This is a genomic window from Mesorhizobium australafricanum (genome assembly GCF_033977265.1).
Taxonomy (GTDB): domain Bacteria; phylum Pseudomonadota; class Alphaproteobacteria; order Rhizobiales; family Rhizobiaceae; genus Mesorhizobium; species Mesorhizobium australafricanum.
Window position 1 is genome coordinate 38,383 of the sequence record NZ_JAVIIT010000004.1, and the last position, 22,565, is coordinate 60,947.

Sequence of the window (22,565 nt, forward strand, 5' to 3'; positions counted from 1 at the left end):
CCTGAATTCACTTAGCCGGTACCATGCCCGGAAGCACGACCTGGTCAGTCTTGTCACCCTTCGGCCGATCGGCGGGCATCTGGTCGCCGGTGACGATGTAGTAGATGGTCTCGGCGATGTTGGTCGCATGGTCGCCGATGCGCTCGATATTCTTGGCGCAGAACAGAAGATGCGTGCAGGGCGTGATGTTGCGCGGATCTTCCATCATGTAGGTCAAAAGCTCGCGGAACAGCGAGGTGTACATGGCGTCGATCTGGTCGTCGCGGTCGCGCACCAAGCCGATCCTCTCGACCGAGCGCGAGGCGTAGACGTCGAGCACTTCCTTGAGCTGCGTCAGCGCCAGGTTGGCAAGGGCCTCCAGGCCGCGGAAAAGACTGTTCGGCTGGCGGCCGTCGACCGAGGCAACGCGCTTGGCGACGTTCTTGCCGAGGTCGCCGACGCGCTCGATGTCGGCCGAGATGCGGATGGCGCCGACGATCTCGCGCAGATCCGTTGCCATCGGCTGGCGCCTGGCGATGATGATGATGGCCTTGTCGTCGATCTCGCGCTGTCCTTCATCGAGGACCAGATCATCCTGGATGACTTTCTGGGCGAGGCCCAGATCGGCATTGACCAGCGCCGCGATCGCCTGTTCGACCATGCGCTCGGCGTGGCCGCCCATCGCGGCGATGCGCTTCGACAGGAAGTTCAGTTCTTCGTCATAGGCACTGGCGATATGGACGGACTGCATGAACATGCCTTCCCGGTTTGTGCCGGCTGGTGCGTTCCCTCAATCTGTCGCTGATACGCGAACCGCATGACAGAAAGAAGAAAATCTCGGTTAGCAACCGGTACACGATCAGCGAGCCGGCAAATGAACCGTGAACGCCGCACCCTTGCCGACTTCCGACTTGATGGACAGTCTTGCGTTATGACGAGTCAATATATGTTTCACGATCGAAAGGCCAAGGCCGGTGCCTTTCTGCGTGCGACTGTTTTCGACATCGACGCGGTAGAATCGCTCGGTGATGCGCGGGATGTGCTCTTCGGCAATGCCGGGACCATAGTCCCTGATCGTGACGTCGAAGCCCGCCTGCTGGGCATCCTCGCCGGCGGCGACCGATACGGTGACGTGCCCGCCTGACTGGCCGTATTTGCAGGCATTCTCCAGGAGATTCTCGAAAACCTGGAACAGTTCGTCGCGGTCGCCGGGAACGACAAGCCGCCCATTGGCGAACTCCCGCTCGACGACGATGCCGTTCTCCGCGGCCAGCGGCCCGAGCGAATCGATGACGCTGTCGATCGTCTGGCGAAGATCGACCTCTGTGCCCGGCTTCAGATAGGGTTTCATCTCCAGCCGCGACAGCGAAAGCAGATCGTCGATCAGGCGGGCCATGCGGCCGGTCTGGTTCTGCATGATCTGGAGGAACTGGTCACGCGCCGCCGGATCATTGCGAGCCGGCCCGCGCAGCGTCTCGATGAAGCCGGAGATCGAGGCGAGCGGCGTGCGCAGCTCATGGCTGGCATTGGCGATAAAGTCGGCCCGCATGCGATCGATGCGGCGCGTTTCGCTCTGATCCTTGAACACCAGCACATAGAGGCCGGTGGCATGGCCGACCGTCGACGCGCTAACCCGGTATGTCCGCTCCACCGGCAGCTTTTCGGTGTAGTCGACCGCGTCCGAGGCGACCTCCCCCGACAGAATGCTGTCCAGCAGCGCCTGCATTTCCGGCGCGCGAAACTTCAGCGCCAGCGACATGCCGGGCGCCAGCCCGCCAAAGGCCGCGAACGCGGCCGCATTGGCATGAACCATGGCGGCGGAATGGTCGAAGATGATCAGCGGATCGGCGACAGCGGCCGCCAGATACTCGCCGGAAAGCCGCTGCAGCCCGCTGGCTTCGATCGCGGCCGCGGCATCGGTCGACTGGCGCTCGGCGTCGACGGGCAGCATTGCCGCGGCCGCTAGCAGAGCCAAGGCCAGCAGCAGCGCATAGCCGGAGACGCCGGCGAAATAATAGACGGCAAAGACCGCGACAACGCCCGCGGCAAGCAGCCAGCGGTTGCGCCAAAGCCGCGCCGCCAAGGCTTGCCCCGTGCTCTCTTGCTCCGCGCTCGTCTCTGCCATAGGCCCGCGCTACCCCGCATCCCGTCGACCGGTCCGCGGCTCGCTGGACTGGTCAGCGGCTCGCTGGACTGGCCTGGCGCATGAGGCCCTGAAAATCAGGATCGATTTTCGCGAAGGTTCATGCGCAAAATCAAAATGCTACAGCGTCTTCGCGCCCGGATGGGCGCCACGCCGCACAGGCTCCATAGCATGAGTCCGCAAACTGGAAAGGTTCGTCTGGATGAAAAACGCCAAGGAAACGGCTGAAGCGGTGCCGGCCACGGGACCGATCAAGATCAAGGTCGGCGGCAAGGAGCGCGAGTTCGATATAGACAATCCGACGCTTCCGGACTGGATCGAGGAGAACAAGCTGACCGCCGGCGGCTATCCTTACGACAAGAAGATGAAAGGCGAGGACTACGAAAAGGAGCTCGAGCGGCTGCAGATCGAACTGGTCAAGGCCCAGGCCTGGCTGCTGGCGACCAGCAAGCGGGTGATGGCTTTGTTCGAGGGTCGCGACGCCGCCGGCAAGGGCGGCACGATCTTCGTGCTGCGGCAATATATGAACCCGCGCACGGCGCGCAACGTGGCGCTGACCAAGCCGACGCCGACCGAGACGGGGCAATGGTACTACCAGCGCTATGTCGACCATTTCCCGACGTCGGGCGAATTCATCACCTTCGACCGCTCCTGGTACAACCGCGCCGGTGTCGAGCCGGTCATGGGGTTCTGCACGCCCGAGCAGCACGAGAAATTCCTCGACGAGACGCCGCATTTCGAGCGGATGATCGCCAATGAGGGCATCCATTTCTTCAAATTCTGGCTGGACATCGGCCGCGAGACGCAGCTCGAACGGTTTCACGACCGCCGCTGGTCGCCGCTCAAGAACTGGAAGTTCTCGCCGATCGATATCGCCGGCGTCAGCAAATGGGACGACTACACCAAGGCGCGCGACCAGATGATCGAGCGCACGCACAAGGAGTTCTCGCCCTGGATCGTCGTGCGCGCCAACGACAAGCGCCGCGCCCGGCTTGCGGTGATCCAGCGTATCCTTCTGTCGCTGCCCTATGACGGCCGCGACCTCGATGCCATCGGCAAGCCCGACAAGAAGATCATCGGCGAAGGGCCGTCGTTTCTGAAGGACTGATGCACGTCTCTCAAAAGCATGCCCTCGGACTCGACCCGACCCGAGGGTGCGCGGCGGTTTTTGGGAAGACGACATACATCAAGCAAAGATTACGGATTACAGCGCCGCGCGCCTTTCAGCTCGCGCGGCGCTGAGACTTTCATGCCGGCCGATCAGGCGGCCAGGCGAGCGATCCGCTGCAGCCGCTTCAGCGTGGTATCATCCTGAAGCGCCTGCTGGAACAGCGTGATCTCGTGGTCGATACGGTCGCACAACACGTCCGTATCGCCCTTGAGCAGGCTCCGCGTCTGCAGCAACGCCGCCACCGGCTTCTTGGCGAGCTGTTTCGCCCTCGCCAGCGTTGCTTCCTCGGCGCTGCCTTGCGTCACGATCTCACCGACGAGGCCGAGCGCCTTGGCGTCTTCGACGCCGAGCGTGTCACCCAGGCAGAAGAAGCGGAATGCACCGGCATAGCCGAGCTTCTGGGGCGCCAGGATGCTGGTCGCCGCATCCGGCACCAGGCCGAAATCGACGAACGGCACCCTGAAGGTGCTGCCCCTGGAAGCGATCACCATGTCGCAATGGAACAGGATGGTGCAGCCGACGCCGACGGCGTCGCCGTCGACACAGGCAAGGACCGGCTTGGGGAACGTCGCCAACATGCGGAACATGTCGGTGACGGCGGCGATCAGCTGCTGGTGCTTGGTGGCGTCGAGGAATTCCGAGAAGTCGCCGCCAAGGCAGAAACAGCCGGCAAGGCCACGCAGCATCACGACACGGACCTCGTCATTGACGGCGGCCTCGTGGAAGGTCCTGGCTAGGCTCGCATATGCGTGCCTGTCGAGCACCGGCCGGCCGTCATGCGAGGACACCGTGACGACCAGCGTATGGCCGCGCAGTTCCGGTTCGGGATGGAAACTCATGACCGCCTCCATCACGAAGCCTGCTTCAGGCCGAGCAGACCCGGATAACCCCGGTTCAGCACCGGCAGGAAGTGGTTGCGGCGCGCTCGCACGATATCGAGCGTATGCTCGGTGAAGGTGAGCAGCGTCGCCACGACCTGCTGGTTGCCATAGGTGCGCTGATAGCCGAGCGGCGTTGCCAGGAAGTGCAGCTGCAGCGCGCGCAGCACCCACATCGGCTCGAACTCGATGATGACCTGGTTGACGTTGCGCTTGAGGCCCCATTCGACGAAGCCGGCGATCAGCTCGGTGCCGACCGTCGAGACGCCGCGCTTGCCGTCGCGAAAACCCGGAGCCACCGCGTAGCGGGTCAACTCCCAGACGTTCGGTCCCGAGGGGGACGGCCCCTCGCAGAGATCCGACAGCACGTCGGTCAGAAGATGCGGCCGAGTGGTCGGCAGCATGCGCTGGTAACCAGCCAGTTCACCGTTGCGGATGACAAGGTGATGTTCGGCCTCGTCATGGTCGAACTGGTCGATCTCGAGCTGGTCCGAACGATCGAGATCGGCCCACCCCATCTCCTCGACGAAGATCCTGTAGCGCAGGCGATGGACGGCCTCCCAAAGGTCGGGACGTTCCATCAATTCTTGGGTTGTAAGGGAAAAAAGCATTAGCCGTCTCCTGGGCTTAGAGGAAGATACGGCCGGGCTTTCCCGAAAATATTACGCGATCGCGTAGGCAAGAATTCTAGGCCAGCACGGCCGACCTGGCTAATATAGCCACGCCTAATCGCCTCCGCGACTGTCTGCACACGGTAGTGGAGCCTAGTTTGCTTTTGGCGTTAAGAAATCATTAGCCCTCTCCCAAGAGGGAGATTCGGCTGCGCTTTTCTGAAAATATCACGTGACCGCGTAAGCAGGAATTCCAGGCCGGCACGTCCTAGCTAATATAGCCGCGCCTAATTGCCTCGGCGACTGCCTGCACGCGATTGGCGGCACCAAGTTTGCTTTTGGCGTTGAGAAGATGTTTCTCGGAGGTGTGCTCCGAGATGCCGAGAATCTGGGAGATTTCCCACTCGGACTTGCCGACGGCGGCCCATTGCAGGCATTCGCGCTCGCGCGGCGTCAATTCTATGTGATCGATGATGCTGTCGGCCTTGGTGTGCAGTTGCATGGCGCGGCCGATCGCGTAGGTCGACGCCAGCGAGACCATTCCGAATTCCGCATCCGACAGTTCGACGGACTCGCCGCCCAGCGAGACCATGACGATCTGGCCGTCGAGCGTGACCAGCGGAAACGCGAGGCCGTCGCGCAGCTTGAACTCGCGCGCGTCGCCCATGACTTCGTCGCTGCTCTTGTCGATGGCGATGCTGCGAGAGGCTTCTCGCCACTGGAACGGCGCCTGCAGCTGCTTCATGTGGCTAACGACCGGATCATGGTCGACATAGTTGCGCGCCACATAGCGCTCCAGCCAATCACCGGGCCAATCGCAAAGCAGAACGTGCTGTTTCTGCCGGCCGCGTGGCGTGCCGGGCTGCGGCACGGTTCCGGCCATCAGGGCAGTCAGGCCGAAATTCGAGGTGACGCCCAGCAGGCGCTCGCAAACCGCTGCCGCGGTGCCAGCATTCTGCAGCTGGTCGATGTATTCCAGAGTTCTGTCGAACATACTCATCGCAACATCTACCCCATGTTGCTTCTGTTTTTTCTTTACCGACGATAGATGCCTGAACCGTCCTTCGCCATCAACCCCCGGATTGGAAAGACCTTTGCGAATGCCGGTAACTTCCGCCTTTCCGGCGCCGCGAGGTGACTTGCAAACCTGCTAAACCATACGCCTAATTTGACCGCTTGAAATCAAAAACCGTTGTGCCTGCATCATTTTCATACGAAAAGCCTCCGAGCGGGGACGGTGCGGAGCCATATCGTGAAATTGCGGTGGATACTTCCGGCCCTGATGTCCGTGCTGATCGGTGTGTTGCCGTTTGCCGGCGCGACTCAGGCGGCGGAGCCGCAAGTGCCGGTGCTGTGGGACGCCAAGGAGCGGCTGCCGAAGCCCGACCTCTCCGCGCTGCCGCGACTCAGGTTCCTTACCACCACCGATTTTCCGCCCTTCAACTTCCTCGATGGCTCTGGCCGGCTGTCGGGCTTCCACATCGATCTGGCGCGGGCGATCTGCGCCGAATTGGGCGTCGTCGCGAAATGCCAGGTCCAGGCCCTGCCGTGGAACGAGCTGGAGGATGCTCTCCAGAAAGGCGAAGGCGAGGCGATCATTGCCGGCATCGCCGCGACGCCGGACAGCCGGGAGAAATACGCTTTCTCGCGCTCCTATATGCAGTTCCCGGCGCGCTTCATCATGCAGAAGGCGAATGCCTTCGCCGAGCCGATCCTCGACAAGCTGCGCAGCAAGCGGGTCGGCGTCGTTGCCGGCTCGGCGCATGAGAAAATGCTGCGCGATTACTTCAACACCGTGCAGGTCGTGACCTTCGACAAGCCCGAGGAGCTTTATGCCGACCTCAAGGCCGGCAAGATCGATGCCGCATTCGGCGACGGCATGCGCTTCGCCTTCTGGCTGGGCGGTTCCGATGCCGCCGGCTGCTGCCGCTTCGCCGGCGGTCCGTATCTGGCGCCGGAATATCTGGGCTCGGGCATGGCGATCGCCACCAGGGCGGGCGACCCCGCGCTGGCGGCGGCCTTCGACTACGCGCTCCAGGAAATCTCGATCAAGGGCACGTTCGCCGAGTTCTATCTGCGCTATTTTCCTGTGAGCTTTTTCTAGCCGTTATCTACGCAATTCCGGGCGGAAAATCGTTGCGCACTTTTCCTGGCATCGCTTCACGTCAGCGTGCGCAGGCGCGCCTTGGCCGCACGCGCGATGGCGGCCACCGTCAGCGTGTCGAGATCGAGCTTGAGGCGGATGAGCTGCAGCACGCGAACCTCCTCCATGCGCATTTCGAGATCGACGGCGGCGACCTCGAAAGCAGCGGCGTAAGCGGTGTCGCGCAGCCGCTCCGGCAGCGCTTCGGCAACGCGCGCCAGCACGCCTTCCAGCCCGTCCTTCTCATGCAGTGCCTTCTGGCAGGCTTGGGCCACCGCAACCAGCCTGTCCTGGTTGAAATCGACGAACACCGGCCAGGAGCGGACGACGTCGCCGATCCGCGCCAGCTCGACATCGGTCATGTCGCGATCGGAGGCCGATGTGATGACCATCAGGTGGATCAGGGCTTCATGCGGGTTCAGCAAAGGCATCCAAAACTCCTTGATGATGAGGTTCGAAGGTAGGGACGCCATCATGCCGCAGCAAGGAAAACCGCCGCAAATCGTTGACGCTCCGGCCTGTCGCGCCTAGAGACCGGTTGAAAAAACTTACCGCCGCGAAGACGGCCATCACTGGAACTTTGACATGACGGGATCAAACACCATCGATCTCACTCCCGAGATGCTTGCCGCGGCCGCCGAAAGCAAAGCCTGGCCGTTCGAGGAAGCCAAGAAGATCATCGCCCGCTACAAAGGCAAGGACTTTCCCGAAACCGTCCTGTTCGAGACCGGCTACGGTCCGTCGGGGCTGCCGCATATCGGCACCTTCGGCGAGGTGGCGCGCACGACCATGGTGCGGCATGCCTTTCGGGTTCTGACAGGGAACAAGGTCAAGACCAAGCTTCTGTGCTTCTCCGACGATATGGACGGCATGCGCAAGATCCCGGAGAATGTGCCGGACCGTGCCGCGCTCGAGCCCTATCTGCATATGCCGCTGACCTCGGTGCCCAATCCGTTCGGCGGCGACTATGCGAGCTTCGCAGACCACAACAACGCGATGCTGTGCCGCTTCCTCGATACGTTCGGCTTCGACTACGAATTCGCCAGCGCGACCCAATACTACAAGGCCGGCCGCTTCGACGAGATACTGCTGCGCGCCGCCGAGCGCTACGACGAGATCATGGCGGTGATGCTGCCGACGCTCGGGCCGGAGCGCCAGGCGACCTACAGTCCGTTCCTGCCGATCTCGCCGAAGAGTGGCCGCGTGCTCTACGTGCCGATGAAGCATGTCGACGCCAAGGCCGGCACCATCACCTTCGACGACGAAGGCACCGAGACGACGCTGCCGGTCACCGGCGGTCATGTGAAGCTGCAGTGGAAGCCGGATTTCGGCATGCGCTGGGCAGCGCTCGGCGTCGATTTCGAGATGTTCGGCAAGGACCACCAGACCAATGCCGCGATCTACGACCGCATCTGCAACATCCTCGGCGGTCGCGCGCCGGAGCATTTCGTCTACGAACTGTTCCTCGACGAGGAAGGCCAGAAGATCTCCAAGTCGAAGGGCAATGGGCTGACCATCGACCAATGGCTGACCTACGCGCCGACGGAGAGCCTCGGCCTTTATATGTACCAGCGGCCGCGGCAGGCGAAGAAGCTCTATTTCGACGTCATCCCGAAGGCGGTGGACGAGTATTACGCTTTCCTTGGCGCCTATCGGCGCCAGGACTGGAAGGAGCGGCTCGGCAATCCGGTCTGGCACATGCATGACGGCAACCCGCCGGCCATCGACCTGCCGGTGCCGTTCGCGCTGCTGCTCAACCTGGTGAGCGCCTCCAACGCGCATGACAAGGCGGTGCTGTGGGGCTTCATCTCGCGGCATGCGCCGGGCGTGACGCCGAAGACGCATCCGGAGCTCGACCGGTTGACCGGCTACGCGATCCGCTATTTCGACGACTTCGTGAAGCCGACCAAGGTCTACCGCGCCGCCGACGAGGTGGAGCGCGAGGCGCTGGCCAAGCTTTCCGAGGCGCTTGGCGCGCTGCCGCAGGGCGCCGACAGCGAGGCGATCCAGAACGCGGCGCTCAATGTCGCGCGCCGCATCGAGCGCTACCAGGACCATTCCAAGCAGAGCCCGGAAGGCGGGCCCGGCGTATCGGTCGCCTTCTTCCAGATGATCTACCAGGTGCTGATCGGCCAGGAACGCGGGCCGCGCTTCGGCTCGTTCGCAGCACTTTACGGCATTGCCGAGACGCGCGCGCTCATTGAGCGGGCGCTGGCTGGTCAGCTGGCGGCGTAAGGGCGCCGCCTTCCTCCGGCAGGATCGAATCCGGCGCCACCGGCGCCGGCCCTGACGCAGCCGGCAGCCACGGCAGGCCGTCGAGCTTCGGCGCCGGTCCGAAAATACCCTTCCTTGCCGTGCGGGCCTTGTTCTGCGCCTCGACATAGGGGCCGCCCAGCGCGGCGCGCGCCCAGCCGTTCTCCACCAGCCACTGGCCGATGTCCTGATTGCCGATATGGCATTCGGCGGAAATGCTGTCGCGGCCGCCTTCCGGCGGCACCGTGCAGGCGACCGCCCGGCCGCGCAGGAAGGCGCGGAAGGCCGTCCTGGCACGCGCGCCGCAGGCCCAGCTCTTGCCCTCGTCGCTGCAGGTTTCGTCCTCTTTGACGACGTCCACGCCGGACACAGCCACCGCGAAGCCCTTTGCCTCGATCAGCCCGGCGGCCGTGGCGACCGGCTGGAAGAGTTTGGTGCCGTTCCAGTCGCCTGGCATCTTCGTTTTGGGCGGCTTGGGCGGCCCGGCCAGCGCCAGATCGCTGAGCGGCGCGCGCGGTTCCACCCGTTCGAGCTCGTTATCCGAGAGGGCAGGCGGCGCCACCACTTCGGGATCGATGGCCCTTGAATGAACAGGTGGCTGCGGAGCGGCGGGCGCGGGAATGGCCGAGGTCGCCGGCTCTTGCGCCGGCGTGTCGGTTCCCGGATCGGAGATCGCGGCCGGATCGATCTGATCCACGGCGATCACGCTCTCATGGCCTTTGACCGCGTGGCCGCCGGCAATGACGAGCGCCGCCATGACCGGAATTGCCAGAACCGCCAGGGCTGTTTGAAGGAGCCGCACCAGCCCGGACCTACTGGCTCGCCCAGACGATGCGCGCCACCCATTCGATATCGCGCGCCGGGATGTCCCGGTCCGGGTGGGCGGGGTTGAGCGAAACCAGCACGATCGACTTCACGGTTTGCCGGTCGAGCACCTTGGCCATCACCTCGCCGGCGGTGGTCTTTACGACGACACGGTCGCCCTTGCGCGTCGGCGCGCCCGGTTCGACGATCAGCACGTCGCCATTGCGGTAGAGCGGCAGCATGGAATCGCCTTGCACCTGCAGCGCGTAGGACGTCTCGGTCGCCCGCGCAGGAAGCTCGACCAGATCCCAGCCCTGCCCCGCCGGATAGCCGGCATCGTCGAAGAAGCCGCCTGCACCGGCCTGGGCGAAGCCAAGCAAAGGAACGGCGCTGCGCTGTTGGGTTATGGAGACGACGCCGCGCCCTTCGACCAGTCCGGTGAATTCCTCGAGCGAAGCGCCGGTGGCCTCGATGATCTTGGCCAGCGATTCGGTCGACGGCCAGCGCGGCCGGCCGTCGGACGACAGGCGCTTTGATTTGTTGAAGGCCGTCGAATCGAGACCCGCGCGCCGGGCGAGGCCGGAAGCCGACAGCGAATAGCGCTCGGCGAGTGCGTCGATTGCGGCCCAAACGCGGTCGTGTGAGAGCACGCGCGCTCTCCTTCAAACAGGAAAAAATGCCTCGACCCTGTCTAGCGCGCAGTCACGCGCTTGTCCACCGGCGCAGCCGGCGGACCGTTAAGAATGCCTCGTGACCTTCTCGTTCCGACGCGGTGCCTATCCGATGCCGGCCACGCGCCCCCAGACATACATGGTCGGGTTCGTTCGTCAGGCCGCCTGCTTGACCTCGCCCTTCTGGTAGGGGTCGAAACGCTGGTAGAAGGTCTCGCCCTTCTCCGCCATGTCGAGCAAAAGCTTCGGCGCCTTGAACTCGGCTCCATACTTTTTCTGCAGGCTCTTGGCGATCTTGACGAAACGCTTGGCCCCGATGCCGTCGATATAGGACAGCGCGCCGCCCGTGAAAGGCGCGAAGCCGAAGGCGAGGATCGAGCCGACATCGGCTTCGCGCGGATCGGTGACGATGCCCTCTTCCATCACCCGCGCCGCTTCCAGCGCGATGGTGACCAGCAAGCGCTCCTTCAGCTCCTCATAGTCGACCTTCTCAGGCTTCAGCTGCGGATAGAGATCCTTCAGCCCTGGCCACAGCTTCTTTTTCGCCGGCTTGGCCGGATAGTCGTAGAAACCCTTGCCGTTCTTGCGGCCGAAGCGGCCATGCGTGTCGACCATGGTGTTGATCAGCGCCATCTGCTTGGGGTCGACAGCCTTGTCGCCGAGATCCCTGATGGTCTGCTTCATGATCTTCTGGGCAAGGTCGACGGCGGTCTCGTCGGTCAGCGCCAGCGGGCCGACCGGCATGCCGGCAGCCTTGGCGGCATTCTCGATCATCGGTGCCGGGACGCCCTCGATCAGCATCTTGTAGGCTTCCGACATGTAGCGGAGCACGCAACGGTTGACGTAGAAGCCGCGCGTGTCGTTGACGACGATCGGCGTCTTCTTGATGGCGCGCACGAAGTCGAACGCGACGGCCAAAGCCTTGTCGCCCGTCTTCTTGCCGAGGATGATCTCCACCAGCATCATCTTGTCGACCGGCGAGAAGAAGTGGATGCCGATGAAGTTTTTCGGCCGCGCCGAGTTCTTCCCCAAAGCCGTGATGGGAATCGTCGAGGTGTTGGAAGCGAAGATCGCCGACGACTTCAGCACCGCCTCCGCCTTCTCGGTGGCCTCCTTCTTGACGCCTGAATCCTCGAAAACCGCCTCGACGACGAGATCGCAGCCGGCAAGGTCGGCATAGTCCGCCGTCGGCGTGATCAGCGACAGAAGCTTGTCCTTGTCTTCCGGTTTGGCGCGGCCCTTCTTGACCTGATCGGCCATCAGGCTGTCGGAATGCGCCTTGCCCTTCTCGGCCGACGGCAGATCACGGTCGAGCAGCACCACCGGAATGCCCGCACGAGCGGTCACAAAGGCGATGCCGGCGCCCATGAAGCCGGCGCCGAGGATGCCGATCTTCTTGAACTTGGTGTCCGGCACGCCGGCCGGCCGGCGTGCGCCCTTGTTCAGCTCCTGCAGCGACAGGAACAGCGAGCGGATCATCGCCGCCGCTTCCTTCGACTGCATGATCTCGGTGAAATAGCGCTGCTCGATCCTGAGCGCCGTATCGAAGGGCACCAGCAGGCCCTCATAGACGCATTTCAGGATCGCGGCTGCGGCCGGATAATTGCCGTAGGTTTCGCGGCGCAGGATGGCGATCGCCGGCGGCCAGAGATTGGCGCCTGCCGCCGAATAGATCGGCCCGCCCGGCAGCTTGAAACCCTTCTCGTCCCAGGGCGCCACCGGCTTCAGGCCGTTCCTGATCATCGCCTTCGCGGTCTCGACGAGTTTCGAAGGCTCGGCGATCTCGTGAATCAGGCCCATCGACTTCGCCTTCTGCGGCGTCAGGTTCTGTCCGGTGGTCAGCATCTGCAGCGCCTGCTGCTGGTCGGTCAGCCGCGGCACGCGCTGGGTGCCGCCGGCGCCGGGGAAGATGCCGATCTTCACTTCGGGCAGCGCCATCTTCACCTTGTCGGAATCGGCGGCGACACGGCCGTGGCAGGCGAGCGACATCTCGAAGGCGCCACCCATGCAGGTGCCGTTGATCGCCGACACAAACGGCTTGCCGCAAGTCTCGATCTTGCGGAACAGGCCGGTCATGTAGCCGGCATTGTCGAACAGCGCCTTGGTCGCCTTTTCGAGGTCATTCTCCTTGTCGAGGGCAAAGGTGGCCAGCATCTTCTGCAGCATGGTGATGTCGGCGCCACCGGAGAAACTGTCCTTGCCGGAGGTGATGACCGCGCCCTTGATGGCGGCATCGCCGGCCACGTGATCGACGATGGCGTTCAACTCGCGCATCACCTCCTCGGTGAACACGTTCATCGAGCGGTCCGGCATGTCCCAGGTGACCAGCGCAATGCCGTCGGCGTCGATATCGAGGGTGAAATTGGTGTAGCTCATTTCTTCTCTCCCCGTCAGACGCGTTCGATGATGGTGGCGGTGCCCATGCCGGCGCCGATGCAGAGCGTGACCAGCGCGGTGTTGAGATCCCGGCGCTCCAGCTCGTCAAGCACCGTGCCCAGGATCATGGCGCCGGTGGCGCCGAGCGGATGGCCCATGGCGATGGCGCCGCCATTGACGTTGATCTGGTCGTGCGGGATCTCGAAGGCCTGCATGTAGCGCAGCACGACGGAAGCGAAAGCCTCGTTGAGCTCGAACAGGTCGATGTCCGACAGCTTCATCTTGGCGCGCTTCAGGAGCTTCTCGGTGACGTCGACCGGACCGGTCAGCATCAGCACCGGCTCGGAGCCGATATTGGCGAAAGCACGGATGCGTGCGCGCGGCTTCAGGCCCATCGCCTTGCCGGCCTTCTTGGAGCCGAGCAGCACGGCGGCGGCGCCGTCGACGATGCCGGACGAGTTGCCGGCGTGGTGGACGTGGTTGACCTCCTCGACCTCCGGATGCTTCTGCACGGCGACCGCGTCGAAGCCGCCCATTTCGCCAGGCATGACGAAGGACGGGTTGAGCGAGGCCAGCGACTGCATGTCGGTCGAAGGCCGCATATGCTCGTCATGGTCGAGGATGGTAAGGCCGTTCTGATCCTTGATCGGGATCACCGACTTCTTGAAGCGGCCATCAGCCCAGGATTTTGCGGCGCGCTTCTGGCTCTCGACGGCATAGGCATCGACGTCGTCGCGGCTGAAGCCGTATTTGGTGGCGATCAGGTCGGCCGAAATGCCCTGCGGCACGAACCAGCCGGGCAGGCCGACGGACGGGTCCATGAACCAGGAACCGCCGGACATGCCCATGCCGATGCGCGACATCGATTCCACGCCACCGGCAATGACGATCTCGTCCGCCCCTTGGGCGATCTTGGCGGCGCCGAAATTGATGGCGTCGAGACCCGAGGCGCAGAAGCGCGAGATCTGCATGCCGGGGGCCGAGGTCGCGTAACCGGCCTCGAACGCCGCGGCGCGCGGAATGACGGAGCCCGCCTCGCCGACCGGGTCGACGCATCCGAAGATGATGTCGTCGACATTGCCGGTGTCGAGCCCGTTGCGGTCGCGCAATGCCTCGAGCGTCCTGGCGGCGAGCCGTACCGCCGGCACCTCGTGCAGCGAGCCATCCTTCTTGCCCTTGCCGCGCGGCGTACGCACGGCGTCATAGACGTAAGCCTCAGTCATTTTCGTGCTCCTTGGCTTTGCCGGTCGCCGCGCTCAGAGAGAGCGCCCGATCAGCAATTTCATGATTTCGTTGGTGCCGCCATAGATGCGCTGGACGCGGGCGTCGCGGTACATGCGGGCGATCGGATATTCATTCATGTAGCCATAGCCGCCATGCAATTGAAGGCATTCGTCGACGACTTTGCCCTGCAGGTCGGACAGCCAGTATTTGGCCATCGAGGCGGTGACCGGGTCGAGGCCGCCATCGATGTGGCGGGCGACGCAGTCATTGTAGAAAACGCGGCCGATCGTGGCCTCGGTCTTCAATTCGGCCAGCTTGAACTGGGTGTTCTGGAAATCGATGACCGCCTTGCCGAAGGCCTTGCGTTCCTTCACGTAGTCAATGGTGAGCGCCAGCGCCCGCTCGATCATGGCGATCGCCCCGGTGCCGATCTGCAGCCGCTCCTGCGGCAGTTGCTGCATCAGCTGGACGAAGCCGTTGCCCTCCTCGTGGCCGAGCAGGTTGGAGGTCGGCACACGCACGTCGTTGAAGAACAATTCGGACGTGTCGTTCGACTTCAGCCCGATCTTGTCGAGGTTGCGGCCGCGCTCGAAGCCCTCGACCTCGTCGGTCTCGACGACGATCAGCGAGGTGCCCTTGGCGCCCTTGTCCGGATCGGTCTTGGTGACGACGATGATCAGATTGGCGAGCTGGCCATTGGTGATGAAGGTTTTCGAGCCGCTGATCTTGTAATGGTTGCCGTCCCTCTCGGCGCGGGTCTTGACGCCCTGCAGATCGGAGCCGGCACCGGGCTCGGTCATGGCGATGGCGCCGATCAGCTCGCCGGTCGCAAGCTTCGGCAGCCATTTCTGCTTCTGTTCCTCGGAGCCGTAATGCAGGATGTAGGGTGCTACGATCGAATTGTGCAGGCCGATGCCGAAGCCGTCGACGCCAACGTGGCCGATCGCCTCGATAATGGCGCTCTCATGCGCGAAGCTGCCGCCCGAGCCGCCGTATTTTTCCGGCATCGAGGCGCAGAGCAGGCCGGCAGCACCCGCCTTCAGCCAGCTCTCGCGATCGAACATCTCGTTCTTCTCGAATTCGTCGTAGCGCGGCGCGATCTCTTCCGCCATGAAACGGGACGCCATGTCGTAGAGCATGCCGACCTCGTCCGCCGCCCAGGCGGGCTTCGGAAGACCAAGAATTTCGGCTGGGTTTGTCGCCACGATTTCCTCCGCGTTCCGACAATTGTGGGCCGGCGGTGCCGGCCCGCCAAACTAGAACGCTTCCGCCGGCAGCGCCATTAGCGTGTCCGCGCCACTGGAAATGCGGGCGAGACGCGTCGCCGTTTCAGGCATGATGCGCTCCATGAAGAAGCGCGCCGTCGTGAGCTTGGTATCGTAGAACGCCGAAGCGCCATTGGCGCCTTCCGCGAGCTTCGCCTCGGCGGATTTCGCCATCTGCGCCCACATATATCCCAGCGCCACAAGGCCGAAGAGGTGCATGTAGTCGGTCGAGGCCGCACCCGCATTGTCGGGCTTGGCCATCGCGTTCTGCACCAGCCACATGGTAGCCGCCTGCAGGTCGTTGAGCCCCTTCTTCAGCGCCTTGGTGAAGGACGCCATCTTCTCATCAGTGCGGTTTTCCTCGCAGAACTCGCCGACCTCCTTGAAGAAGGCCTGGACGGCGCGGCCGCCATTCTGCGCCAGCTTGCGGCCGACGAGATCGAGCGCCTGGATGCCGTTGGCGCCTTCATAGATCATGGCGATGCGGGCATCGCGCACGAACTGGCTCATGCCGTGCTCTTCGATATAGCCGTGGCCGCCGAGCACCTGCTGCGCCATCACGGCGTGATCGAAACCCTTGTCGGTGAGCACGCCCTTGACCACCGGCGTCATCAGGCCGGTGTAGTCGTCGGCCGCCTGGCGGTCCTTGTCGTCGCCAGAGCGATGCGCGACATCCGACTTGATCGCCGTCCACAACGCCAGCGCGCGACCGGCCTCATTGAAAGCCTTCATGGTCATCAGCGAGCGACGGATGTCGGGATGGACGATTATCGGGTCAGCCTTCTTGTCCGGTGCCTTGGCGCCCGAGAGCGAGCGGCCCTGGAGCCGGTCCTTGGCGTAGGAAACGGCATTCTGATAGGCGATCTCGGAGACCGAAAGCCCCTGCAGGCCGACGCCGAGGCGGGCCTCGTTCATCATCGTGAACATGGCCTTCAAGCCGCCGTTCAATTCGCCGAGCAGCGTGCCCTCCGCCTCGTCATAATTCATGACGCAGGTCGAGTTGCCGTGGATGCCCATCTTCTCCTCGATCGAGCCGCAGGAGAGTGCGTTGCGCTGGCCGGGATTGCCCGCTGCATCGAGCTTGAACTTCGGCACGATGAACAGCGAGATGCCCTTGACGCCTTCCGGCGCGCCCTCGGCGCGGGCCAGCACCAGATGGACGATGTTGTCCGACATGTCGTGCTCGCCGGCCGAGATGAAGATCTTCTGGCCGGAAATCTTGTAAGTGCCGTCGCCGTTGGGGACGGCCTTGGTGCGCAGCAGGCCGAGGTCGGTGCCGCAATGCGGCTCGGTCAGGTTCATGGTGCCGGTCCAGGTGCCCTCGATCAGCCTCGCCAGCCAGGTGGCCTTCTGCTCGTCCGTACCGTGGGTGACGATGGCCGCGATCGCGCCCTGCGTCAGGCCGGGATACATCATCAGCGCCATGTTGGCGGAGATCATGTATTCGGAGACGGCGGTGTGGACGGCGTAAGGCAGGCCCTGGCCGCCGAACTCGGCAGGCGCGGCAAGCCCCATCCAGCCGCCTTCGCGATACTGCTGGTAAGCGTCCTTGAAGCCCTTGGGCGTCGTCACCGAGCCATCGTCATGACGCACGCAGCCTTCCATGTCGCCGACACGGTTCAGCGGATGCATGACGTTCTCGGCAAGCTTGGCGCCCTCGGCAAGGATCGCCTCGACCACATCGGGCGTCGCGTCGGAGAAACCCGGAAGATTGGAATAGCGCTGATAGCCCAGCACGTCGTTGAGCACGAACAGCGTGTCCTGGATCGGCGCCCTGTAGATCGTCATGCCTTCCTCCACCCTTATAGTCCCGGCCGACAAGCTGCTTGTCCTCGTCCTGGACAGGAGGCCGGGCCAATGTCGATGCTCGGATAGCAAATATTGACGTTTGCGTAAACGTCAACTTCGTCGCAGCCAAAAATTTTTGTGGGCGGTCAGGCATTGTGGCGACAAAAAAGCCGCGCGGCTATAGCCGCGCGGCTCTCCATTTCCGGGATCGTCGCTGTTGAACGCGAGCGTTCAGCCGGCGGCGCTGGCCTGCGGCGGCGCGGTGCGCTCGACGAGCATCTGGCGCACCGCCGTCATCGACGTGCTCAACTCGTTGATGGCGTCGTCGATCAGCGCACGCTGCTTCTGCAGGCGGGCGAGCTGCTTCTCCGACTTGTCGAGCGTCAGCCGCAACTGCTTGGTGTTGGTGCCGGTCGGATCGTAGAGATCCATCATCTGCTTGACGTCGCGCAGCGAGAACCCGACCTTGCGGCCGAGCAGGATCAGCTTCAGCCGGGCCTTGTCGCGGCGCGTATAGAGACGGGTCGAGCCGTCTCGATGCGGGTTGAGAAGGCCCTTGTCTTCATAGAAACGCAGCGTGCGCAGGGTCACGCCGTATTTCTTGGCCATCTCGCCGATGCGGACGAATTCCTCGCCGGCCTCGGCCGGTATGTCATTGGTATTAGCCGCGGCTTCGCCGGGCGAAACAAGTTTCATGGTCATTGGCTTTCCCCTGGCGGCGTCGCGGTCGCGGACCAAGCGTCGCCTGAATGGAAGCGGGGGCGTGCTTCCAATCGTGGTTGCAACAAGTCAATCGCAAGAGGCACGGCTTCGCACCTTTTACGTTTACGTCAATTCTATACCGACAGCCGCGAGGTGACGCAAGGGCGTTGTCAAAACGGACCTTTATGCCGCACCCGGCAGGCGGCCCATGATTTATGCGCGGCTTCTTAAGCTTGGTTAACGCCTTGTTTACCACGTTGGGCGAAATGTGCGCATGTCGGTCACCCGTGTTTATCCTGTAGCGAATTTTTCACGGTTTTTCGAAGCGCGGGTGAAAACCCGGGAAGCTCGTCTTCCTCCGCAGCAAAACCGCTCGGCTCGCTTCGTTCCCGGCAGGCTACTGGGAAGCCGGTCTTTGGCCGGCCATTCTGAACACGGGCGCATCGATGAACAGCAAGCGGTCCTATCTCGATACACTCAACGCCGGCAGGCAACGCCGGTCGCACGCCTCGCTCGAAGAACTGAACCGCTCGCTCGAAACGCTGGAGCAGCGGCTGGACCGCACGCGCGCCGACATGCCCGATCGCCCCGAATTGCGGCGGCCGCCCGTCGAGCCGCGTTATCCCAGCGCGCAGCCTTATGGCCAGCCGCGCTGGTACGAAGATCCCTATTCCGCGCAAAGGCCTCTGGACCGGGCGCCGCAAGGTCCGGCACCGCAGACTCTTGGCTCACAGGCTCCTGGCCCGCAGAATCCGTGGCCGCAATATCGCGCTCCGCAAAATCCGGCGCCCGCCGCGCCTGCCTTCGGCCAGAGCTATCAGGCGATCGCGCGCGACATCGACCAGGTGCGCGGCCAGGAAGACAGCGTCGCCATGGTCGGCAAGATCGCCGTCGAGCTGCGCGGGCTGCGCGAGGAACTGCGCCACCAGATGACCGCCGGCCTGCAGCGCGAGTTCGAAGCCTTTCGCCAGGACATCGACCGCGCCATGCAGGCCAACGGCCAGCGCGGCGCCAACGGCCTGCCGGACAAGAGCAGCGCCGAGCTCGGCCTCGAATTCGAGCGGCTTTCGGGCGCCATCCAGACGCTCGCCGAAAAGAGCGACGACCGCAGCGTCAACCTGCTGCGGCTGGAACTGGAGCAGGTGAAGGGCGCGCTCGACACGCTGGCCCGCGAGGAAAGCGTTCAGAAGGTGGACCGCCGCTGGGACGATTTCGATCGCCGCTGGAGCGCCTTCGAGGACCGCGTCGACGCCGATCAGCGCAAACGCGCCGAAGGTCCGGGCCTTTCGGCGCTGACCGACCGGCTCGAGCAGATCAGCAGCGCCGTCAACAGCCTGCCGGAATCGCTTTCGCTGCGCTCGCTGGAGGAAAAGGTGCGCACGCTTGCCGGCGCGGTCGACCGTTTCGCCGGCCAGCAGACCGTGCGCGGCGGCGAAACGCTCGCCATGATCGACGAGCGGCTGGATGAGATTTCGCGCGCCATCGTCGCATCGACCGTGGCCGCGCAGGCCAATGCCTTCGATCCTGAAACCTTCGGCCGGATCGAGAAGCGCATGGCCTCCCTGGCGGTGCAGATCGACGAGGTCGCGCAGTCGCGGCCGGGAGCGGAGGTGCTCGACCACCTCAACCTTCTGTCCAGCCGCGTGGACCAGCTGGCCGGCCGCGCCGACCTGCCCGAGCAGGCCATGGAGCGGCTGGGCAAGCAAATCGCTTTGATCACCGACAAGATGGACCGCGCGCCGGCCATGCCCGACGCCGATCATATCTTCCAAGGCCTGGAGCAACGCTTCGACGCGCTGTCCACGCTGCTTGAGCGTCGCCAGGGCGATGCGATGGAACAAGGCAATCTCCTGTTCCGTGATCTCGAGCGTCGGCTGGACGAGGTCGCGGACAGGCTCGACCAGCGCATGCGCCAGGACGACAGCGCCGGCATCATGGAAGCGATCGACGCTCGTTTTACCGCGCTTGCCCAGCGCATCGAGACACGCGCGCCGGATCCCGCCAGCGAGATGGCGATCCGCGGACTGGAAAGCCGGCTCGAGGATATTTCCAGCCGGCTGGAATCGTCGGCGCAGCAGGTCGCGGGCATCGATCCGGCCCTGATCCGCAGCCTGGAAGCACAGGTCGCCGGTCTGTCGGCGCATCTTTCCAAGCCCGGCACGCCGCTGCCCGAATTCGAAGACATCAGCCCGCGCCTCAACGAGATCGAGAAGTCGCTGGCCGGCACACGCGATTCCATCCTGAGCGTGGCGCGCGAGGCGGCCGAGGGCGCCGTCAAATCGCTCGCCGAGTCGACGTCCAGCACCGCCCAGACCAATGCGATCGCCGTTGCCGGCCTCGCCCAGGACTTGAAGACGCTCGAAGCGCTGACCCGCCGCTCCGACGAGCGCAACTCGCGGACATTCGAGGCGATCCACGACACGCTGCTGAAGATCGTCGACAGGCTCGGCTCGCTGGAATCGGATGAAACCAGCGAAGCGGTCAGCGAACTGGTCGATCCGCAGCCGGCCGGCAAGCGCGGCGGCCGCGGCGGCAAGATCGCGGTGCAGGACGCGCCGTCGATGGATATCGACCAGCCGCTGCCGCTTACGGGAGACATGGCCAGCCTTGAAGGACGCGCCGCGGCGATCATGCGCGAAGAGCCAGATGCGCCGCGCACGCCTGCGGAGGCTGCGGCAGCAGCGGCGATGGCTGCGCTCGGACCGGACGTGGTCGGCGACAAGAGCGAGACGGCCGGCCGCAAGAGATCGATGTTCGGCGGCCTGGCGCGCGCCTTCAAGGGCAAGAAGGACGCGGATACGCAGCCGCTTGCCGGCTCGGCACCGGTCGGGGACGTGCCAAGCGTCGACATTGACGAACCACTCGACCCCAAGGCCGCCAACCGGCCATTGGAACCCGGTTCCGGCGCGCCGGACCTCAACGCCATCATGAAGCGCGTGCGCGACGAACGCGGCGGCCAGCCGGTCAGGCGCAACGAGAGCGATGCCGCGAAGTCCGATTTCATCGCCGCGGCGCGCCGCGCGGCCCAGGCGGCCGCCGCGGAAGCCGACACGCTGAAGCGGCAATCGACCATGACCGGCCCGGTGAAGGCGCTGAGGATCGGCGACCTGCTCAAGGCGCGGCGCAAGCCGATCCTGATGGCGGCGGCGGCGATCATGATGGCGCTGGCCGGCCTGCAACTGGGCAAGGCCTTCTTCTCCGATCCCGTCGCAGTGGCCAACAGCCAGCCCGCCCCGATCGTCTCCGCGCAGACGGTCGATACGGCTTCGCTCAATGCCACCGCCGCGCCGAAGGCCGACACGCCGAAAGTCGACACGGGGACCGCAAAGGCCGAAGGCGCCCCGGCCCGCCCCGTCAGGCAGGCCGAGCCCGTCCAGGACACGGCACCGGCCGCTTCTATCCCCTCAAGTCCTGAAAATGCCGCCGCCATGCCCGCCGAGCCGGCACCGGCGCCTTTGGCGCTTGCGACGCCTGCCGAACCTGCCGCCGCGGCCGCCACCGCGACGGACACGGATGGCGACACGCAGCCCATGGCCGAGGAACCGGCGACGACCAGTCCGGCGGCCGACGGCGCGGCAGCCAGCGCGCCGACGGCCACCTCCGCGGACACGACAGGCGCCGTGCCGTCGGCCGGGAGCCAGGCAGCCGCGGCCAAATTCGACATTCCTTCAGAAATCGGCCCGGTGGCGCTGCGCGACGCAGCCGCCGGCGGCGACGCCAAGGCGCTGTTCGAGATCGGCTCGCGCTACGCGGAATCGCGCGGCGTGAAGGAAGACATGAAGGCAGCCGCCAAATGGTATGAGCAGTCGGCCGAGCTCGGCTTCGCACCGGCCGAATATCGCATCGGCAATTTCTACGAAAAAGGCATCGGCGTCGCGCGCGACATCAAGAAAGCCAAGACCTACTACCAGCTCGCCGCCGAGCAGGGCAACGCCAGCGCGATGCACAATCTGGCCGTGCTGTTCGCCATGGCCGCGGACGGGGTGACCGACAATGAATCGGCGACGCACTGGTTTCAGGAAGCCGCGGATTTCGGCGTCAAGGACAGCCAGTTCAACCTCGGCATCCTGGCCGCCAAGGGCGTCGGCATGAAGCAGAACCTGGAAGAATCCTACAAGTGGTTCGCGCTGGTCGCCAAAACCGGCGACAAGGACGCCGCCGCCAAGCGCGACGAGATCGCCAATGCGCTGCGGCCCGAGCAGCTCGAGCGGGCGCGTGCCGCCACGGAGCTGTGGAAGGCCAAGCCGCTCAACGCTGCCGCCAACTCGGCCGACGTTCCCGAGTCCTGGCAGGACTCGACGCCACAGACCACCGCCGGCATCGACATGAAGAAGGCGGTGAAGAACATCCAGCTGATCCTCAGCAAGAACGGCTACGACGCCGGCGGCGCCGACGGCGTGATGGGTGGCAAGACCAAGACCGCCATCATGGCCTTCCAGACCGACAACAAGATGAAGCCTACCGGCGAGATCGACGCGCCGCTCGTCAAGGCGCTGCTGGCGCACAAATAACGGCAGACACGTCGCATACGCGACGCCTTGCCACACATTTGCCTGT

At 64.3% G+C, this 22,565-nt stretch carries 17 protein-coding genes; 4 read left to right on the plus strand and 13 right to left on the minus strand.

What is annotated here, in order from left to right; genetic code table 11:
• Positions 1-7 precede the first annotated feature (7 nt).
• Positions 8-730, minus strand: coding sequence for a phosphate signaling complex protein PhoU (gene phoU / locus RFM98_RS09450; protein ID WP_320308621.1), 723 nt, complete (start codon positions 728-730; stop codon positions 8-10).
• 108 nt (positions 731-838) lie between these two features.
• Entirely contained in the window at positions 839-2,104 is a 1,266-nt protein-coding gene (locus tag RFM98_RS09455; RefSeq protein WP_320308622.1) for an ATP-binding protein, read from the minus strand.
• 220 nt (positions 2,105-2,324) lie between these two features.
• Here RFM98_RS09455 and ppk2 point away from each other — a divergent pair, with 220 nt between their 5' ends.
• Positions 2,325-3,230 carry a polyphosphate kinase 2 gene (ppk2, locus tag RFM98_RS09460; protein WP_320308623.1) on the plus strand — a complete coding sequence of 302 codons (906 nt, stop codon included), beginning with the start codon at positions 2,325-2,327 and terminating at the stop codon, positions 3,228-3,230.
• A gap of 152 nt (positions 3,231-3,382) precedes the next feature.
• Here ppk2 and RFM98_RS09465 read toward each other — a convergent pair whose 3' ends face one another.
• The 3 genes from RFM98_RS09465 to RFM98_RS09475 form a co-directional block, all read right to left on the minus strand.
• Positions 3,383-4,132: an enoyl-CoA hydratase-related protein gene (locus tag RFM98_RS09465; protein ID WP_320308624.1), complete on the minus strand. Its 750-nt coding sequence runs from the start codon at positions 4,130-4,132 to the stop codon at positions 3,383-3,385.
• 11 nt (positions 4,133-4,143) lie between these two features.
• Positions 4,144-4,782: an acyl-homoserine-lactone synthase gene (locus RFM98_RS09470; RefSeq protein WP_320308625.1), complete on the minus strand. Its 639-nt coding sequence runs from the start codon at positions 4,780-4,782 to the stop codon at positions 4,144-4,146.
• A gap of 268 nt (positions 4,783-5,050) precedes the next feature.
• Entirely contained in the window at positions 5,051-5,782 is a 732-nt protein-coding gene (locus tag RFM98_RS09475; protein WP_320308626.1) for a LuxR family transcriptional regulator, read from the minus strand.
• A 282-nt stretch (positions 5,783-6,064) separates the two neighbouring features.
• Between RFM98_RS09475 and RFM98_RS09480 the strand changes: the two genes are divergently transcribed.
• Positions 6,065-6,886 (plus strand): ABC transporter substrate-binding protein, encoded by an 822-nt coding sequence (locus RFM98_RS09480; RefSeq protein WP_320308627.1) that lies wholly within the window; start codon positions 6,065-6,067, stop codon positions 6,884-6,886.
• Positions 6,887-6,942: 56 nt separating this feature from the next.
• Here the strand turns inward: RFM98_RS09480 and RFM98_RS09485 are convergent, their stop codons facing one another.
• Complete coding sequence (locus RFM98_RS09485; protein WP_320308628.1) at positions 6,943-7,356, minus strand: tellurite resistance TerB family protein; 414 nt, start codon at positions 7,354-7,356, stop codon at positions 6,943-6,945.
• A gap of 154 nt (positions 7,357-7,510) precedes the next feature.
• Here RFM98_RS09485 and RFM98_RS09490 point away from each other — a divergent pair, with 154 nt between their 5' ends.
• Complete coding sequence (locus RFM98_RS09490; protein ID WP_320308629.1) at positions 7,511-9,160, plus strand: lysine--tRNA ligase; 1,650 nt, start codon at positions 7,511-7,513, stop codon at positions 9,158-9,160.
• On the opposite strand, the gene RFM98_RS09495 is transcribed toward RFM98_RS09490, so the two are convergent.
• The 7 genes from RFM98_RS09495 to RFM98_RS09525 all read right to left on the minus strand — a co-directional run bounded on the left by RFM98_RS09495 (position 9,123) and on the right by RFM98_RS09525 (position 18,008).
• A complete protein-coding gene (locus RFM98_RS09495) occupies positions 9,123-9,980 on the minus strand; it encodes a thermonuclease family protein (protein WP_320308630.1) in 858 nt (285 codons plus the stop codon). The genes RFM98_RS09490 and RFM98_RS09495 overlap by 38 nt on opposite strands.
• A gap of 10 nt (positions 9,981-9,990) precedes the next feature.
• Positions 9,991-10,632 (minus strand): S24 family peptidase, encoded by a 642-nt coding sequence (locus tag RFM98_RS09500; protein ID WP_320216631.1) that lies wholly within the window; start codon positions 10,630-10,632, stop codon positions 9,991-9,993.
• Between the two features lie 177 nt (positions 10,633-10,809).
• A complete protein-coding gene (locus tag RFM98_RS09505) occupies positions 10,810-13,029 on the minus strand; it encodes a 3-hydroxyacyl-CoA dehydrogenase NAD-binding domain-containing protein (RefSeq protein ID WP_320308631.1) in 2,220 nt (739 codons plus the stop codon).
• Positions 13,030-13,043: 14 nt separating this feature from the next.
• Positions 13,044-14,252: an acetyl-CoA C-acetyltransferase gene (locus tag RFM98_RS09510; protein ID WP_320308632.1), complete on the minus strand. Its 1,209-nt coding sequence runs from the start codon at positions 14,250-14,252 to the stop codon at positions 13,044-13,046.
• Positions 14,253-14,285: 33 nt separating this feature from the next.
• Positions 14,286-15,458, minus strand: coding sequence for an acyl-CoA dehydrogenase family protein (locus tag RFM98_RS09515; RefSeq protein ID WP_320308633.1), 1,173 nt, complete (start codon positions 15,456-15,458; stop codon positions 14,286-14,288).
• 51 nt (positions 15,459-15,509) lie between these two features.
• On the minus strand, positions 15,510-17,306 hold the full coding sequence (locus RFM98_RS09520) for an acyl-CoA dehydrogenase (RefSeq protein ID WP_320308634.1): 1,797 nt from the start codon (positions 17,304-17,306) through the stop codon (positions 15,510-15,512).
• Positions 17,307-17,537: 231 nt separating this feature from the next.
• Positions 17,538-18,008 (minus strand): MerR family transcriptional regulator, encoded by a 471-nt coding sequence (locus RFM98_RS09525; protein WP_320308635.1) that lies wholly within the window; start codon positions 18,006-18,008, stop codon positions 17,538-17,540.
• Positions 18,009-18,454: 446 nt separating this feature from the next.
• On the opposite strand from RFM98_RS09525, the gene RFM98_RS09530 reads away from it, so the two are divergent.
• On the plus strand, positions 18,455-22,519 hold the full coding sequence (locus RFM98_RS09530; RefSeq protein ID WP_320308636.1) for a peptidoglycan-binding protein: 4,065 nt from the start codon (positions 18,455-18,457) through the stop codon (positions 22,517-22,519).
• Positions 22,520-22,565: the final 46 nt, after the last annotated feature.

Coding starts and splice junctions, on each gene's coding strand:
- RFM98_RS09505 (WP_320308631.1), bottom strand. CDS start 13,029: ATGAGCTACACCAATTTCACCCTCGATATCGACGCCGACGGCATTGCG.
- RFM98_RS09470 (WP_320308625.1), bottom strand. CDS start 4,782: ATGCTTTTTTCCCTTACAACCCAAGAATTGATGGAACGTCCCGACCTT.
- RFM98_RS09475 (WP_320308626.1), bottom strand. CDS start 5,782: ATGAGTATGTTCGACAGAACTCTGGAATACATCGACCAGCTGCAGAAT.
- RFM98_RS09480 (WP_320308627.1), top strand. CDS start 6,065: ATGTCCGTGCTGATCGGTGTGTTGCCGTTTGCCGGCGCGACTCAGGCG.
- RFM98_RS09520 (WP_320308634.1), bottom strand. CDS start 17,306: ATGACGATCTACAGGGCGCCGATCCAGGACACGCTGTTCGTGCTCAAC.
- RFM98_RS09465 (WP_320308624.1), bottom strand. CDS start 4,132: ATGAGTTTCCATCCCGAACCGGAACTGCGCGGCCATACGCTGGTCGTC.
- RFM98_RS09510 (WP_320308632.1), bottom strand. CDS start 14,252: ATGACTGAGGCTTACGTCTATGACGCCGTGCGTACGCCGCGCGGCAAG.
- phoU (WP_320308621.1), bottom strand. CDS start 730: ATGCAGTCCGTCCATATCGCCAGTGCCTATGACGAAGAACTGAACTTC.
- RFM98_RS09485 (WP_320308628.1), bottom strand. CDS start 7,356: ATGCCTTTGCTGAACCCGCATGAAGCCCTGATCCACCTGATGGTCATC.
- RFM98_RS09490 (WP_320308629.1), top strand. CDS start 7,511: ATGACGGGATCAAACACCATCGATCTCACTCCCGAGATGCTTGCCGCG.
- ppk2 (WP_320308623.1), top strand. CDS start 2,325: ATGAAAAACGCCAAGGAAACGGCTGAAGCGGTGCCGGCCACGGGACCG.
- RFM98_RS09525 (WP_320308635.1), bottom strand. CDS start 18,008: ATGACCATGAAACTTGTTTCGCCCGGCGAAGCCGCGGCTAATACCAAT.
- RFM98_RS09530 (WP_320308636.1), top strand. CDS start 18,455: ATGAACAGCAAGCGGTCCTATCTCGATACACTCAACGCCGGCAGGCAA.
- RFM98_RS09455 (WP_320308622.1), bottom strand. CDS start 2,104: ATGGCAGAGACGAGCGCGGAGCAAGAGAGCACGGGGCAAGCCTTGGCG.